The organism is Streptomyces sp. NPDC020898 (assembly GCF_044333925.1).
GTDB lineage: Bacteria > Actinomycetota > Actinomycetes > Streptomycetales > Streptomycetaceae > Streptomyces.
On record NZ_JBIRRV010000001.1, the window covers coordinates 1,387,813 to 1,401,669 of the forward strand.

Genomic DNA, 13,857 nt, shown 5'->3' on the forward strand with positions numbered 1-13,857 from the left:
CCTCACAGCAGTCCGACGGCGGTGTCCACGGCGGCGGCCACATCACCGTCCGCCGGGTACAGCAGCGAACGGCCGACCACCAGGCCCTGGACGGTGGGGAGTTGCAGCGCACCGCGCCACTTCTCGTACGCGCCCTCCTGGTCGTCGCCGACCTCGCCGCCGAGCAGCACGGCCGGCAGGGTCGAGGTCTGCATGACCTCCGCCATGTCGTCCGGGTTCTCGGTGACGGGAACCTTCAGCCACGTGTACGCCGAACTGCCGCCCAGGCCCGAAGCGATGGCGATGGACTTGGTGACGGCCTCGGCGGAGAGGTCGTTGCGGACCTTGCCGTCGGGGCCGCGCCGGCTGATGAACGGCTCGACGAAGAGGGGGAGTTGCCGCTCCGCCATCGCGTCGATCGCGTGGGCGGTGGACTCCAGGGTGGCGAGGGAGCCCGGGTCCTCGTAGTCGATGCGCACCAGCAGTTTGCCCGCGTCGAAGCCGAGGCGTGCCATGTCCTCGGGGCGGTGGCCGGTGAAGCGGTCGTCGAGCTCGAAGGACGCGCCCGAGAGACCGCCACGGTTCATCGACCCCATGACGACCTTGCCGTCCAGGGCGCCGAGCAGGAGCAGGTCGTCCAGGATGTCGGCGGTCGCGAGGACACCGTCGACACCGGGACGGGAGAGCGCCAGGCACAGGCGTTCGAGCAGGTCGGCGCGGTTCGCCATCGCCAGCTTGCGGTTACCGACGCCGAGGGCGCCACGGGCCGGGTGGTCGGCGGCGACGATCATCAGCCGGCCGGAGTCCCCGAGGAGGGGCCGCCGGGTCCGGCGCGCCGCGGCTTCCGCGATCGCCTCGGGGTGCCGGGCGCGGGTGGCGGCGAGGGCGGAGATGTCTACGGGGCTGACTGGGTTGGCCGGGCTGCCTGCCGAGCCACTTGCTGGCTCGGCCACTCGGCCTGCCAGCGGCCGACCCACTGGGCCACTCGCCGACTCGGCCACGCGGCCGGTCAGTGGCTCAGCCACCGAACCACCCGCCGGCTCAGCCACTCGGCCACCCACTGGCTCAGCCACTCCGCCAGTCACTGGCTCAGCCACTCGACCGGTCAGTGGCTGAGCCACCGGGCCACTCGCTGACTCATCCACTCGACCACTTGCCGGCTCAGCCACCTGGCCACTCGCTGGCTCAGCCACTCGACCACCTACAGGCCCAGCCACCGAACCACTCCCGTCCCGCGTCTGCGCTGCTCCGGCGCTCACAGCACCGCTCCTGCCGCGAGTGCCGCCTCGACCTCGGTCGGGGTGGGCATCGCGGACGAGCACTCAAGGCGGGAGGCGACGATCGCGCCGGCCGCGTTGGCGTACCGCATGATGCGTTCCAGGTCCCAGCCTTCGAGGAGGCCGTGGCAGAGGGAGCCGCCGAAAGCGTCACCCGCGCCGAGGCCGTTGAGGACGGTCACCGGGAGCGGGGGCACCTCGGCCGTCTCGCCCTTGCTGTTGACCGCGAGGACGCCCTTGGGGCCCTGCTTGACGACCGCCAGTTCGACGCCGGCGTCGAGGAGAGCGCGGGCGGCGGCGTGCGGCTCGCGTACGCCGGTGGCCACCTCCACCTCGTCCAGGTTGCCGACGGCGACGGTGGTGTGGCGGAGGGCCTCGACGTAGAAGGGGCGGGCTTCCGCCGGGTCCTTCCAGAACATGGGGCGCCAGTCGAGGTCGAAGACCGTCGTACCGGACTTGGCGCGGTGGGTGAGGGCGGCCAGGGTCGCCGTGCGGCTAGGCTCCTCGCTCAGGCCGGTGCCCGTCACCCAGAAGATGTTCGCCGCGCGGACCTCGTCCAGGTCCAGCTCGTGGGCATCGATCTCAAGATCCGGCGCCTTGGGCTGCCGGTAGAAGTACAGCGGGAAGTCGTCCGGCGGGAAGACCTCGCAGAACGTGACCGGGGTCGCCAGTCCGGGCACGGACGTGACCCAGCGGTCGTCCACGCCGAAGTCGCGCAGGGCCTCGTGCAGGTAGCGTCCGAAGGCGTCGTCCCCGGTCCGCGTGATCACCGCGGTGCTCCGCCCCAGGCGGGACGCGGCGACCGCGACGTTCGTCGCCGACCCGCCGAGGAACTTCCCGAAGGTCGTCACCTGGGCGAGCGGCACACCCGTCTGGAGTGGATACAGGTCCACTCCGATCCGCCCCATGGTGATCACGTCGTACGCCATCGGTTTCCCTTCGTGTCGGCTCAGCACACAGATCTAGCCCGGTTCCCGGAGCCCTGTCAATACTTTGTCCGGACATTCGGACCAGACCTTGACACGCGTCCCGGGATCAGCTGAAGCTGACGCCCATGACTACGTTGTCGCCACAGTCCCCTTCCTCCCCGTCGGGTGCCCCGCTGTCGCGCATCCGGATCGGCTCGGCGCCCGATTCCTGGGGCGTGTGGTTCCCCGATGATCCCCAGCAGGTCCCCTGGCAGCGCTTCCTCGACGAGGTGGCGCAGTCCGGGTACGAGTGGATCGAGCTGGGCCCGTACGGGTACCTGCCCTCCGACCCGGCCGTCCTCGCCGACGAGACCGCCAGGCGCGGCCTGAAGGTGTCCGCCGGCACGGTGTTCACGGGCCTGCACCACGGCCCCGACGTCTGGGAGAAGACCTGGGCGCACGTCTCGGACATCGCCGCCCTCACCCAGGCCATGGGCGCGTCCCACCTGGTGGTCATCCCGTCCTTCTGGCGGGACGACAAGACCGGTGAGGTGCTGGAGCCGGACACGCTGACGCCCGAGCAGTGGGGCCATCTCACCTCGCAGACGGAGCGTCTCGGCCACGAGGTGCGGGAGCGGTACGGCCTCGACATCGTCGTCCACCCGCACGCCGACACGCACATCGACAGCGAGGAGAACGTCACCCGTTTCCTCGACGGCACCGACTCCTCGCTCGTCTCGCTGTGCCTGGACACGGGCCACTACGCCTACTGCGGCGGCGACAGCGTCAAGCTGATCGAGACCTACGGCGAGCGGATCGGCTACCTGCACCTCAAGCAGGTCGACCCGGAGATCCTCGCGGACGTACGGGCGAACGAGGTCCCGTTCGGCCCGGCGGTCGCCCGCGGTGTCATGTGCGAACCCCCGTCCGGTGTACCCGAGTTGGGCCCGGTCCTGGCCGCCGCGCAGAAGCTGGACGTGGACCTGTTCGCGATCGTCGAGCAGGACATGTACCCGTGCGAGCCGGACAAGCCGCTGCCGATCGCCCAGCGGACGCGCGCGTTCCTGAGGTCCTGCGGCGCCTGACCGGCCGACCGGACCGTTCCCTTCCCATATCGACGTACGCCCTGCAGGTCAATGCGCCGCTCCGGCCTGCGGGCGTACGCCTTTGCGTCACTTGTGCCACAAACACCCCCCTTCTGTCACACATGTCGCACGTACGCGGGTTCTGCGTCACGTGCTGCCAACAGGCACTGACCTACAGTCACCGCGCGTCGTTCAGCGGGCACAGGCTTTGTGATCGCCAGCGCAAGCGTCCGGCTCCCCCGACGGCCGACCCTGGCCGACCCCGTGACGTGCGCGCAGGGAGGTGCAACCGATGACCGATCGACGGCTCTGGTCGTACAAAGACATCGCCGCACACATCCGTGTCCAGCCGGACACCGTGCGCTCGTACCGCAAACACGGTCTGCTGCCCCCGCCCGACCATGTGGAGGGCGGAAAACCCTACTGGTACGCGGACACCGTCCGGGCCTGGGTCGCGGCCCGGCCCGGCAACCGCGGCCGAAGATCCGACTGATCCGACTGATCCGCCGGACCCGTTCCACGCTCCATCTCCATCTCGGCCTCTGTCGCCATCTCCATCTCCATCTGTTCCTGCCCCTCTCCTCCCGAGAGGGGCACGCCTCTTTATTGGCTTGCCCGTACGCCGGGCCGCTGCCGAGGATCCGGGCATGGACTTCTCCGTCAAACCCGTGCTCACCGGTGACAAGACCGTGCTGCGGCCGTTCACCGAGGCCGATGCCGAGGTGATCGCCGAGATCGTCGAGGACCCCGAGGTCATCCGCTTCACCTTCGAGCCGGGCACCGTGATCACCCTGGACCGCCTGCGTTCCTGGTACGGCTCACGGTCCGCCCAGACCGACCGCCTCGACCTCGCCGTGACCGACCGTGCCACCGGCGAACTCGTGGGCGAGGTCGTGCTGTACGAGTGGGATCCGGTCGGCCGGAGTTGCACGTTCCGCACGTTGCTGGGCCCGAGGGGCCGTGGACGCGGCCTCGGTACCGAGGCGACGCGACTCATCGTGGCGTACGGCTTCGAGCAACTCGGCCTGCACCGCATCGAGTTGGAGGCCTACGCCCACAACCGGCGGGCCCTGCGCGTGTACGAGAAGGTGGGCTTCGTGGTGGAAGGCGTGCGGCGGGAGGTTCAGCTGCGGGAGGGCGAGTGGGCCGACGCGGTGCTGATGGCGATCCTCGACCACGAGTGGGCGGGCCGGGTCAGCGCCACGGTTCGACAACCGTCACCCCCGCCCCCGGTGCCGTGCCCATCGCCGCCAGCGCGGCCGGGGACTCGGTCAGCGGGATGGTGGACGTGACCAGGAGGTCCGGCCGCAGTACGCCGGCCCGTACCAGCTCCAGCATCGGCGGGTAGGTGTGGGCGGCCATGCCGTGGCTGCCCAGGAGTTGGAGTTCGAGGGCGACAACGCGGGCCATCGGGACGGGTGTTGTGCCGGTGTCCGACGGGAGCAGGCCGACCTGGACATGACGGCCGCGGCGCCGCAGGCCGTTCACGGAGGCCGCGCAGGTGACCGGTGAGCCGAGCGCGTCCAGCGACAACTGGGATCCGCCGCCCGTCAGTTCACGTACGGCGGCTGCCGTGTCGTCGGTCGTGGCGGCGTTCACGCACTCCGCCGCGCCGAACTTCCGCGCCAGTTCCAGGGCCCCCGGTGACACGTCGACCGCGACGACCCGTGCTCCCGAGGCCGCCGCGATCATCACGGCGGACAGGCCGACCCCGCCGCACCCGTGCACGGCGACCCACTCCCCCGCCGCCACCCGCCCCTGCTGGACCACCGCCCGGTACGCCGTCGCGAACCGGCAGCCCAGCGAGGCCGCCGTGCCGAAGGACATCCCCTCCGGTACGGCGACGAGGTTCACATCGGCGTGGTCCAGCGCCACGAACTCGGCGAACGAACCCCAGTGCGTGAACCCCGGCTGGGTCTGCCGCTCGCACACCTGCTGGTCACCGGCCGCGCAGGACGCGCAGCTCCCGCAGGCGCACACGAAGGGCACGGTGACCCGGTCGCCGGACCGCCAGCCGGTCACTCCGGCGCCGACCGCCTCGACGACACCGGCGAGTTCATGGCCGGGCACGTGCGGCAGCGCGATGTCGGGGTCGTGGCCCATCCAGCCGTGCCAGTCGCTCCGGCACAGCCCGGTGGCCTCGACGCGCACCACGACCCCGTGCGGCGCGGGCGCCGGGTCCGGCACCTCCCGTACGTCGGCCGGTTCCCCGTACCGCTCGAACACCACCGCGCGCATACGCTCTCGCCCTCACCCTCGTCCTCGTGCTCGTCCGTGCCGGAGAGCCAGGGCTCCGAGCTTCGTGGATCACGCGGCGGAACACCAACCGCGTGCCCGCCCGGCTCGCCCGGTCACCTCGGCGGGCGGTGGAACGGCCCGCCGGTGGGCGGGCCTTCGCGTCCGATGCTGTCCGATGTGAACCCGACTCCGTCCGCCATGTACGAATCCGGTGGCAACCGGGCATCACCGTGCTGTAGTAAGGATGGCGCTGCCCAGGACCCCGGTGGTGTCGCCCACCCGACCGGCAGGTGCCTGGGCGGGAGTTCGCAGGATGTTGCTGGGGGTCCACCATGAGCACCGACGAGTCCGCCTTCGTCATGCGGGAACACGTCACCGGGAAGGGCGCGAGCACGACCGTCGTCATCGAACTGAGCGGGGAGATCGACATCCACGCGTCGCTCGCACTGGCGCCGCGGACGGATCAGCTCATCGCCGGGTATCCGCCCGAAGTGGTGGTCGACCTGCGCCAGGTCACCTTCCTGGACGGCGGCGGCCTCCGGCTCCTGGACCGCGTCCAGGAGCGTGCCGTCGCCCGCGGCGGAAGGCTGCGGGTCGTACGCGGCACGGCAAGGGTGATGCGGGTCTTCCGGCTGGCGTGCGCGGAGCGGGACTTCGTCTTCCTCGACCCCGACGACCTGCCCGTGGATTCCGGCCAGGACGGCGGACGGTCGCCCCGCGCCATGGGCGTGACCTGACGGACCCGCACCGCCGCACCACCACCGCGTGGCCGCTCCCCGCCGCCCAGGCCGACCCGGCGTCACCCGGCGTAAGAGGACCGCGGCCCTCTCGCGCCGGAGTGCGCCTCCTGTCCGCGGACCGGTCGGCGACCCTGTCCTGTACGCGACCGGGTGCGCGGCGAACCATGGGCACCGTCGGCGCGGGATGGTCCGATGCCCCATGGCTGGTCAGAAGGTCCTCGCCCGCCGCGCCCACCGGGGGGAGGCACCGTCAGCGGCAGCCGGCCGGGGTGCTCGCCGCGGCGGCGGGGCGCCCGGCCGCGTGTTCCGGTGCCGGGGTCCGGGCACGCGGGTCGGTGCCGGGGCGGGGCCGCGTGTTTCGGTGCCGGCGCCCTGGACGGCGACTGGACCCCTCGGCAGTCCTGGCCACCGTCCACTGACCGGGTTGGATTAGTACCCCCTAGGGGTATACCCTGAGCGTCCTGAGGCGTCCCAAGGGACACGTACGCCCCGACTACCCCCGATGAGGAGAACTACATGGCCGCGCAGACCCACACCCCCGGTTCCGTCACCACCGTCTACAAGGTGAGCGGAATGAGCTGCGGGCACTGCGAGGGCTCGGTCTCCGGTGAGATCTCCGAGCTCGCGGGTGTCACCTCGGTACAGGCCGTCGCCTCCACCGGCGAGGTCACCGTCGTGTCAGAGGCCCCGCTCGACGAGGCCGCGGTCGGCGCCGCGGTGGACGAGGCGGGCTTCGAGCTCGTCGGCCGGATCTGACCCCGGATACGCCGGGACCATGACCAGCACCAGCACAGAGACGCCGACCGCCGCACCCCATGAGGTCGAGCTGACCATCGGCGGGATGACCTGCGCCTCCTGCGCGGCCCGCGTCGAGAAGAAGCTCAACCGTATGGACGGCGTCCTCGCCACGGTCAACTACGCGACGGAGAAGGCGAAGATCTCGTACCCCGACGGGGTCGGGGTCGACGACCTGATCGCCACTGTCGTGAAGACGGGGTACACGGCCGAGGAGCCGCCCCCGCCGGTCGCGGTCGAGGAAGGCCCGGCCGACCAGGAGGCGGACCCCGAACTGGCCGGTCTGCGGCAGCGGTTCACCGTCTCCGCGCTCCTCGCCGTGCCCGTCGTGCTGATGTCCATGGTCCCGGCGCTCCAGTTCGACAACTGGCGATGGCTCGCCCTGACCCTCACCTCGCCGGTCGTCGTCTGGGGCGGACTGCCCTTCCACCGGGCCGCGTTCACCAACGCCCGGCACGGCGCGGCCACCATGGACACCCTGGTCTCGGTCGGCACGCTCGCCGCGTACGGCTGGTCCCTGTGGGCGCTGTTCTGGGGTGACGCGGGCAGACCCGTGATGCCGGGGATGGAGGGCATGGCCGGGATGGACGGGATGGGGGTGCGGGAGAGCTTCTCGTTCACCGCCTCCCGCACCGGTGGCACCTCGGAGATCTATCTCGAAGTCGCCGCCGGGGTCGTCGCGTTCATCCTCCTCGGCCGCTATCTGGAGGCCCGCGCCAAGCGGCGCTCGGGCGCGGCTCTGCGGGCGCTCATGCAACTGGGCGCGAAAGACGTCTCGGTGCTGCGCGGCGGGCGTGAAGTGCGCGTCCCGGTGGGCGAGTTGGCGATCCACGACCGGTTCGTCGTGCGGCCCGGCGAGAAGATCGCCACCGACGGCACGGTCGTCGAGGGGATCTCGGCGGTCGACGCGTCGATGCTGACCGGCGAGTCCGTACCGGTCGACGTGGGCCCCGGGGACGCCGTCACGGGCGCGACCGTGAACGCCGGGGGCCGGCTGGTCGTCGAGGCCGGCCGGGTCGGCGCGGACACCCAGCTCGCGCGGATGGCCCGGCTGGTGGAGGACGCGCAGAACGGCAAGGCCGAGGTGCAGCGGCTCGCCGACCGGATCTCCGGGATCTTCGTCCCGGCGGTGCTGCTGATCGCGGTCGCCACGTTCGGGGCCTGGCTCGGCGTCACGGGCGACACGGTCGCCGCCTTCACCGCCGCCGTCGCCGTGCTGATCATCGCCTGCCCCTGCGCGCTGGGCCTCGCCACCCCGACCGCGCTGATGGTCGGCACCGGGCGCGGGGCGCAGCTCGGCATCCTGATCAAGGGCCCCGAGGTCCTGGAGTCCACCCGCCGCGTCGACACGATCGTCCTGGACAAGACGGGCACGGTGACGACGGGCCGGATGACTCTCCAGGAGGTGTACGTCGCCGAGGGCGCCGACGAGAAGCAGGTGCTGCGGCTCGCGGGTGCCCTCGAACACGCCTCCGAGCATCCGGTCGCGCGGGCGATCGCCGCCGGCGCGGAGGAGCGGGTGGGCGCGCTGCCGGCGGCTGAGGAGTTCGAGAACGTCCCGGGGCGGGGCGTACGCGGGCGGGTGGAGGGCCACGAGGTGGCCGTCGGGCGGCTCGTGGAGGGGCTGTCGGCGCCGCTCCCGCAGGAGTTGACCCACGCGAAGGCGGAGGCCGAGAGCGGCGGACGTACGGCCGTGGTGGTGGCCTGGGACGGGGTGGCACGCGGTGTCCTCACCGTCGCCGACGCGGTCAAGGAGACCAGCGCCGAGGCCGTGCGCGAGCTGCGCGCCCTGGGACTCACACCGGTGCTGCTGACCGGGGACAACCGGACGGTGGCCCAGGCGGTGGCGGACGCGGTCGGGATCGACCAGGTGATCGCCGAGGTGCTGCCCGAGGAGAAGGTCGACGCCGTACGACGGCTGCAGGGCGAGGGGCGGACCGTCGCGATGGTCGGCGACGGGGTCAACGACGCGGCGGCGCTGGCCACCGCCGATCTCGGCCTGGCGATGGGTACGGGCACGGACGCGGCGATCGAGGCGAGCGATCTGACGCTGGTGCGCGGGGACCTGCGGGTGGCCGCCGACGCCATCCGGCTGTCCCGGAAGACCCTCGCGACCATCAAGGGCAACCTGGTGTGGGCCTTCGGCTACAACGTGGCCGCGCTGCCGCTGGCCGCCGCGGGCCTGCTGAATCCGATGATCGCGGGAGCGGCGATGGCCTTCTCCTCGGTGTTCGTGGTGACGAACAGCCTCCGACTGCGTACGTTCCGCTGAAATCGGCCGGGATCGGCCATGATCCGCCCGAAGTTACCCGGAGTACGCACAAGTCGGGTAAGGGTCCCTCTGGAGTCCAACGCGAGCCTCACATAAGCTCTTCACAAGGCTCGCGCATCTTCCTTACGCTTGGGCCTCGATCGGCGCATTCAGGCTCTTGCGCACCTAACGGACATATGCAAGAGACGCAGATCACAGTGCTGTGAACGTAACCATCGAAGGGGTTCGAAGGTCTAAGTTGGCGATGTCAGACAGCGTCTTGGGGGGCGTTGAATGACGTCTGAGGGTGTCTTGGGGGACGCTCTCGGAGATGCGTTGCCGGGACTCGTACACCGGGAAGCTTGAGCGGCCCACCCCAGCGTGCGCGTCCCGGCAGATCGCACACAGCAGGAGTACGGCGAGTTTTGCTCGTTATGCTCAACAGCCGCCGTCTTGGCGGTACGCACAACAACGGCGGCCTCGGCAGCCTGCACACCAGTGATAGCGAATTCAGGCGCTGTCCTCTCGAACGCCCGGCCGGATCCCGTGGGGGGAATCCGCACCGGGACATGGGAAGGCGCCCTGTACGCCGGCCCGTGGGGGGACCGTCGGCAGGGCGCCTTCCGCTTTCACCGAACAGGGTCCACGACGTCAGGTGCGGTTCGCCTCGCGCCACGAAGAGGCGCGGGGCTGTATCCAAAACCGCGGGCCCGCCGTGTGGGCGCGACCCACCACGACAGACCCGCAGCTTCAGTACCGCATTTCCCGCGGAGCGCTCAGCGCTGCTCGACGGGGACGAAGTCACGCTCGACGACGCCCGTGTAGATCTGGCGCGGGCGGCCGATGCGGGATCCGGGCTCCTTGATCATCTCGTGCCACTGGGCGATCCAGCCCGGGAGACGGCCGAGGGCGAACAGGACCGTGAACATCTCGGTCGGGAAGCCCATCGCGCGGTAGATGAGGCCCGTGTAGAAGTCGACGTTCGGGTAGAGGTTGCGCGAGACGAAGTAGTCGTCGGAGAGCGCGTGCTCCTCCAGCTTGAGCGCGATGTCCAGCAGCTCGTCGGACTTGCCGAGGGCCGAGAGGACGTCGTGCGCGGCAGCCTTGATGATCTTCGCGCGCGGGTCGAAGGACTTGTACACCCGGTGGCCGAAGCCCATCAGGCGGACGCCGTCCTCCTTGTTCTTCACCTTGCGGATGAAGGAGTCGACGTCGCCGCCGTTCGCCTTGATGCCCTCCAGCATCTCCAGCACGGACTGGTTGGCGCCGCCGTGCAGCGGGCCCCAGAGCGCGGAGATGCCGGCCGAGATCGACGCGAACATGTTGGCCTGCGAGGAACCGACGAGACGGACCGTCGACGTCGAACAGTTCTGCTCGTGGTCGGCGTGCAGGATCAGCAGCTTGTCGAGGGCGGAGACGACGACCGGGTCGAGGTCGTACTCCTGCGCCGGCACCGAGAACGTCATGCGGAGGAAGTTCTCGACGTAACCGAGGTCGTTGCGCGGGTAGACGAACGGGTGACCGATCGACTTCTTGTACGCGTACGCCGCGATCGTGGGGAGCTTGGCGAGCAGCCGGATCGTCGAGAGGTTGCGCTGCTTCTCGTCGAACGGGTTGTGGCTGTCCTGGTAGAAGGTCGACAGTGCCGAGACGACCGACGACAGCATCGCCATCGGGTGCGCGTCGCGCGGGAAGCCGCGGTAGAAGTTCTTGACGTCCTCGTGCAGCAGGGTGTGCTGCGTGATCTCGTTCTTGAACACGGAGAGCTCGTCCACGGTCGGAAGCTCGCCGTTGATCAGCAGGAACGCCACCTCAAGGAAGGTGGAGCGCTCGGCCAGCTGCTCGATCGGGTAGCCGCGGTACCGGAGGATCCCCTGCTCACCGTCGAGATAGGTGACCGCGGATTTATAGGCGGCCGTGTTGCCGTAGCCGCTGTCCAGCGTCACCAGACCGGTCTGAGCGCGGAGCTTCCCGATGTCGAAGCCCTTGTCGCCGACGGTGCTGTCGATCACCGGGTAGGTGTACTCGCCGTCGCCGAACCGCAGTACTACAGCATTGTTGGTGTGCTCGCTCACGTCATCCCTCACCGACGTTGTGCCTCTTCTTCGAGGTGCCCTGACTGTCTCTACCATCCCCCATTTGGCGCAGGAGAGTGCACTCGGGGTCGGCCGTTGGGCCTATTGGCGGCACTGAGTGCCGCCAACCTCATCATCCTGCCCCTCTTCGCCCTGGTTCCGGAAGTGCTGTGTGACCTTTGTGACTCATTTGATCGATCATTTTTCGCGATCGCTAGGACCGCAGCCGGAAGTCCAGTGCCGTACAACGCCGTCCGGCCGACACCGTGCGCACCGCCTGGCCGATCGCCTTGCGTGAACCGACCAGCACGACCAGCTTCTTCGCCCGGGTGACCGCCGTATAGAGCAGGTTGCGCTGGAGCATCATCCACGCGCCCGTGGTGACCGGGATGACCACCGCCGGGTACTCGCTGCCCTGGGAGCGGTGGATCGTCACGGCGTAGGCGTGGGCGAGTTCGTCCAGCTCGTCGAAGTCGTACGGCACTTCCTCGTCCTCGTCCGTCAGTACGGTCAGGCGCTGTTCCACCTCGTCGAGCGAGGTGACGACGCCGACCGTGCCGTTGAAGACGCCGTTCTCGCCCTTGTCGTAGTTGTTGCGGATCTGCGTGACCTTGTCGCCGATGCGGAAGACCCGGCCGCCGAACCGCTTCTCGGGGAGGTCGGGGCGGCCCGGGGTGATCGCCTGCTGGAGCAGGCCGTTGAGGTTGCCGGCGCCGGCCGGGCCCCGGTGCATCGGTGCGAGGACCTGCACGTCCCGCCGGGGATCGAGGCCGAACTTGGCCGGAATTCGGCGTGCAGCCACATCGACAGTGAGCCGGCCGGCCTCCTCCGTGTCGTCCTCGACGAAGAGGAAGAAGTCCTTCATGCCGTCGGTGAGCGGATGCTGCCCGGAGTTGATCCGGTGCGCGTTCGTCACCACACCCGACTGCTGGGCCTGGCGGAAGACCTTGGTGAGGCGGACCGCCGGGACCGGGCTGCCGTCGGCCAGCAGGTCGCGCAGCACCTCGCCCGCGCCGACGCTGGGGAGTTGGTCCACGTCTCCGACGAACAACAGGTGCGCTCCCGGCGGTACGGCCTTCACCAGCTTGTTGGCGAGGAGCAGGTCCAGCATCGAGGCCTCGTCCACGACCACCAGGTCGGCGTCGAGCGGGCGGTCCTTGTCGTAGGCCGCGTCGCCGCCGGGCTTCAGTTCGAGGAGGCGATGGACTGTGGAGGCCTCGGCGCCGGTGAGTTCGGCGAGGCGTTTGGCGGCGCGGCCGGTCGGGGCGGCGAGGACGACCTTGGCCTTCTTGGCGCGCGCCAGCTCCACGATCGAGCGGACCGTGAAGGACTTGCCGCAGCCGGGTCCGCCGGTGAGGACGGCGACCTTCTCGGTGAGCGCGAGGCGGACGGCCGCCTCCTGTTCGGGGGCGAGATCGGCCCCCGTACGCCCCTTGAGCCATGCCTGTGCCTTGTCCCAGGCCACGTCACGAAAGACGGGCATCCGGTCCTGGCCGGTGCGCAGGAGGCGCAACAGCTGGGCGGAGAGGGAGAGTTCGGCGCGGTGGAAGGGGACGAGGTAGACGGCGGTCACGGGTTCCGAGTCGCCGTCGGGGCCGGGGACCTTCTCCCGTACGACACCGGGGTCCTCGCCCTCCTCGGGAGGGGCCGCGAGTTCGGCGAGGCACTCGATGACGAGGCCCGTGTCGACCTGGAGGAGTTTCACCGCGTCCGCGATCAACCGCTCCTCGGGGAGGTAGCAGTTGCCCTGGTCGGTGGCCTGCGAAAGGGCGTACTGGAGGCCTGCTTTGACGCGCTCGGGGCTGTCGTGCGGGATGCCGACGGACTGGGCGATCTTGTCGGCGGTGAGGAAGCCGATGCCCCAGACGTCGGACGCGAGGCGGTAGGGCTCGTTCTTGACGACGGAGATCGAGGCGTCGCCGTACTTCTTGTAGATGCGCACGGCGATGGACGTGGAGACCTCGACGGTCTGGAGGAAGAGCATGACCTCCTTGATCGCCTTCTGCTCCTCCCAGGCGTCGGCGATCTTCCTGGTGCGCTTGGGGCCGAGGCCCGGCACCTCGATGAGCCGCTTGGGCTCCTCCTCGATGATCCGCAGGGTGTCCAGGCCGAAGTGCTGGGTGATCCGGTCGGCGAAAACCGGGCCGATGCCCTTGACGAGGCCCGAGCCGAGATAGCGGCGGATGCCCTGGATGGTGGCGGGCAGGACAGTCGTGTAGTTCTCGACGGTGAACTGCTTGCCGTACTGCTGGTGGGAGCCCCAACGGCCCTCCATGCGCAGGGACTCGCCGGCCTGGGCGCCGAGCAGCGCGCCCACGACGGTGAGGAGGTCACCGGCGCCGCGACCGGTGTCGACCCGGGCGACCGTGTACCCGTTCTCCTCGTTGGCGTAGGTGATCCGCTCCAGGACGCCTTCGAGGACGGCCAGGTGCCGTTCCCCGCTCCCCGCCTGTTTCGGACCGCCCGCCTGATTCGACATGATCCGACGCTACCGCCCGGCACTGACAGG

At 70.1% G+C, this 13,857-nt stretch carries 11 protein-coding genes; 6 read left to right on the top strand and 5 right to left on the bottom strand.

Annotated elements, in window-relative coordinates:
* Nucleotides 1–2 precede the first annotated feature (2 nt).
* Both ACH4TV_RS06050 and iolC read right to left on the bottom strand, forming a co-directional pair.
* On the bottom strand, nucleotides 3–932 hold the full coding sequence (locus tag ACH4TV_RS06050) for a deoxyribose-phosphate aldolase (protein ID WP_398394632.1): 930 nt from the start codon (nucleotides 930–932) through the stop codon (nucleotides 3–5).
* Nucleotides 933–1,234: 302 nt separating this feature from the next.
* A complete protein-coding gene (iolC, locus tag ACH4TV_RS06055; protein ID WP_398394634.1) occupies nucleotides 1,235–2,185 on the bottom strand; it encodes a 5-dehydro-2-deoxygluconokinase in 951 nt (316 codons plus the stop codon).
* A gap of 125 nt (nucleotides 2,186–2,310) precedes the next feature.
* Between iolC and ACH4TV_RS06060 the strand changes: the two genes are divergently transcribed.
* The 3 genes from ACH4TV_RS06060 to ACH4TV_RS06070 all read left to right on the top strand — a co-directional run bounded on the left by ACH4TV_RS06060 (nucleotide 2,311) and on the right by ACH4TV_RS06070 (nucleotide 4,541).
* Nucleotides 2,311–3,249: a sugar phosphate isomerase/epimerase family protein gene (locus tag ACH4TV_RS06060; protein ID WP_398394636.1), complete on the top strand. Its 939-nt coding sequence runs from the start codon at nucleotides 2,311–2,313 to the stop codon at nucleotides 3,247–3,249.
* A gap of 292 nt (nucleotides 3,250–3,541) precedes the next feature.
* On the top strand, nucleotides 3,542–3,742 hold the full coding sequence (locus ACH4TV_RS06065; RefSeq protein WP_398394638.1) for a helix-turn-helix transcriptional regulator: 201 nt from the start codon (nucleotides 3,542–3,544) through the stop codon (nucleotides 3,740–3,742).
* A gap of 154 nt (nucleotides 3,743–3,896) precedes the next feature.
* Nucleotides 3,897–4,541 (top strand): GNAT family N-acetyltransferase, encoded by a 645-nt coding sequence (locus ACH4TV_RS06070; protein ID WP_398394640.1) that lies wholly within the window; start codon nucleotides 3,897–3,899, stop codon nucleotides 4,539–4,541.
* On the opposite strand, the gene ACH4TV_RS06075 is transcribed toward ACH4TV_RS06070, so the two are convergent.
* On the bottom strand, nucleotides 4,444–5,487 hold the full coding sequence (locus ACH4TV_RS06075; RefSeq protein ID WP_398394642.1) for a zinc-dependent alcohol dehydrogenase family protein: 1,044 nt from the start codon (nucleotides 5,485–5,487) through the stop codon (nucleotides 4,444–4,446). The genes ACH4TV_RS06070 and ACH4TV_RS06075 overlap by 98 nt on opposite strands.
* Nucleotides 5,488–5,819: 332 nt before the next feature.
* Here ACH4TV_RS06075 and ACH4TV_RS06080 point away from each other — a divergent pair, with 332 nt between their 5' ends.
* The 3 genes from ACH4TV_RS06080 to ACH4TV_RS06090 all read left to right on the top strand — a co-directional run bounded on the left by ACH4TV_RS06080 (nucleotide 5,820) and on the right by ACH4TV_RS06090 (nucleotide 9,294).
* Nucleotides 5,820–6,224, top strand: a complete 405-nt coding sequence (locus ACH4TV_RS06080) for an STAS domain-containing protein (protein ID WP_398394644.1) — start codon at nucleotides 5,820–5,822, stop codon at nucleotides 6,222–6,224.
* Between the two features lie 519 nt (nucleotides 6,225–6,743).
* Nucleotides 6,744–6,983 carry a heavy-metal-associated domain-containing protein gene (locus tag ACH4TV_RS06085; RefSeq protein ID WP_398394646.1) on the top strand — a complete coding sequence of 80 codons (240 nt, stop codon included), beginning with the start codon at nucleotides 6,744–6,746 and terminating at the stop codon, nucleotides 6,981–6,983.
* A gap of 19 nt (nucleotides 6,984–7,002) precedes the next feature.
* Nucleotides 7,003–9,294, top strand: a complete 2,292-nt coding sequence (locus ACH4TV_RS06090) for a heavy metal translocating P-type ATPase (protein WP_398394648.1) — start codon at nucleotides 7,003–7,005, stop codon at nucleotides 9,292–9,294.
* Between the two features lie 755 nt (nucleotides 9,295–10,049).
* Here the strand turns inward: ACH4TV_RS06090 and ACH4TV_RS06095 are convergent.
* Complete coding sequence (locus tag ACH4TV_RS06095; RefSeq protein ID WP_334593822.1) at nucleotides 10,050–11,348, bottom strand: citrate synthase; 1,299 nt, start codon at nucleotides 11,346–11,348, stop codon at nucleotides 10,050–10,052.
* Between the two features lie 214 nt (nucleotides 11,349–11,562).
* A complete protein-coding gene (locus ACH4TV_RS06100) occupies nucleotides 11,563–13,827 on the bottom strand; it encodes an ATP-dependent RecD-like DNA helicase (RefSeq protein WP_398394650.1) in 2,265 nt (754 codons plus the stop codon).
* Nucleotides 13,828–13,857: the final 30 nt, after the last annotated feature.

Excerpts from the sequence above, each read along its gene's own strand:
- iolC (WP_398394634.1), bottom strand. The coding sequence starts at position 2,185 with ATGGCGTACGACGTGATCACCATGGGGCGGATCGGAGTGGACCTGTAT.
- ACH4TV_RS06060 (WP_398394636.1), top strand. The coding sequence starts at position 2,311 with ATGACTACGTTGTCGCCACAGTCCCCTTCCTCCCCGTCGGGTGCCCCG.
- ACH4TV_RS06065 (WP_398394638.1), top strand. The coding sequence starts at position 3,542 with ATGACCGATCGACGGCTCTGGTCGTACAAAGACATCGCCGCACACATC.
- ACH4TV_RS06070 (WP_398394640.1), top strand. The coding sequence starts at position 3,897 with ATGGACTTCTCCGTCAAACCCGTGCTCACCGGTGACAAGACCGTGCTG.
- ACH4TV_RS06075 (WP_398394642.1), bottom strand. The coding sequence starts at position 5,487 with ATGCGCGCGGTGGTGTTCGAGCGGTACGGGGAACCGGCCGACGTACGG.
- ACH4TV_RS06080 (WP_398394644.1), top strand. The coding sequence starts at position 5,820 with ATGAGCACCGACGAGTCCGCCTTCGTCATGCGGGAACACGTCACCGGG.
- ACH4TV_RS06085 (WP_398394646.1), top strand. The coding sequence starts at position 6,744 with ATGGCCGCGCAGACCCACACCCCCGGTTCCGTCACCACCGTCTACAAG.
- ACH4TV_RS06090 (WP_398394648.1), top strand. The coding sequence starts at position 7,003 with ATGACCAGCACCAGCACAGAGACGCCGACCGCCGCACCCCATGAGGTC.
- ACH4TV_RS06100 (WP_398394650.1), bottom strand. The coding sequence starts at position 13,827 with ATGTCGAATCAGGCGGGCGGTCCGAAACAGGCGGGGAGCGGGGAACGG.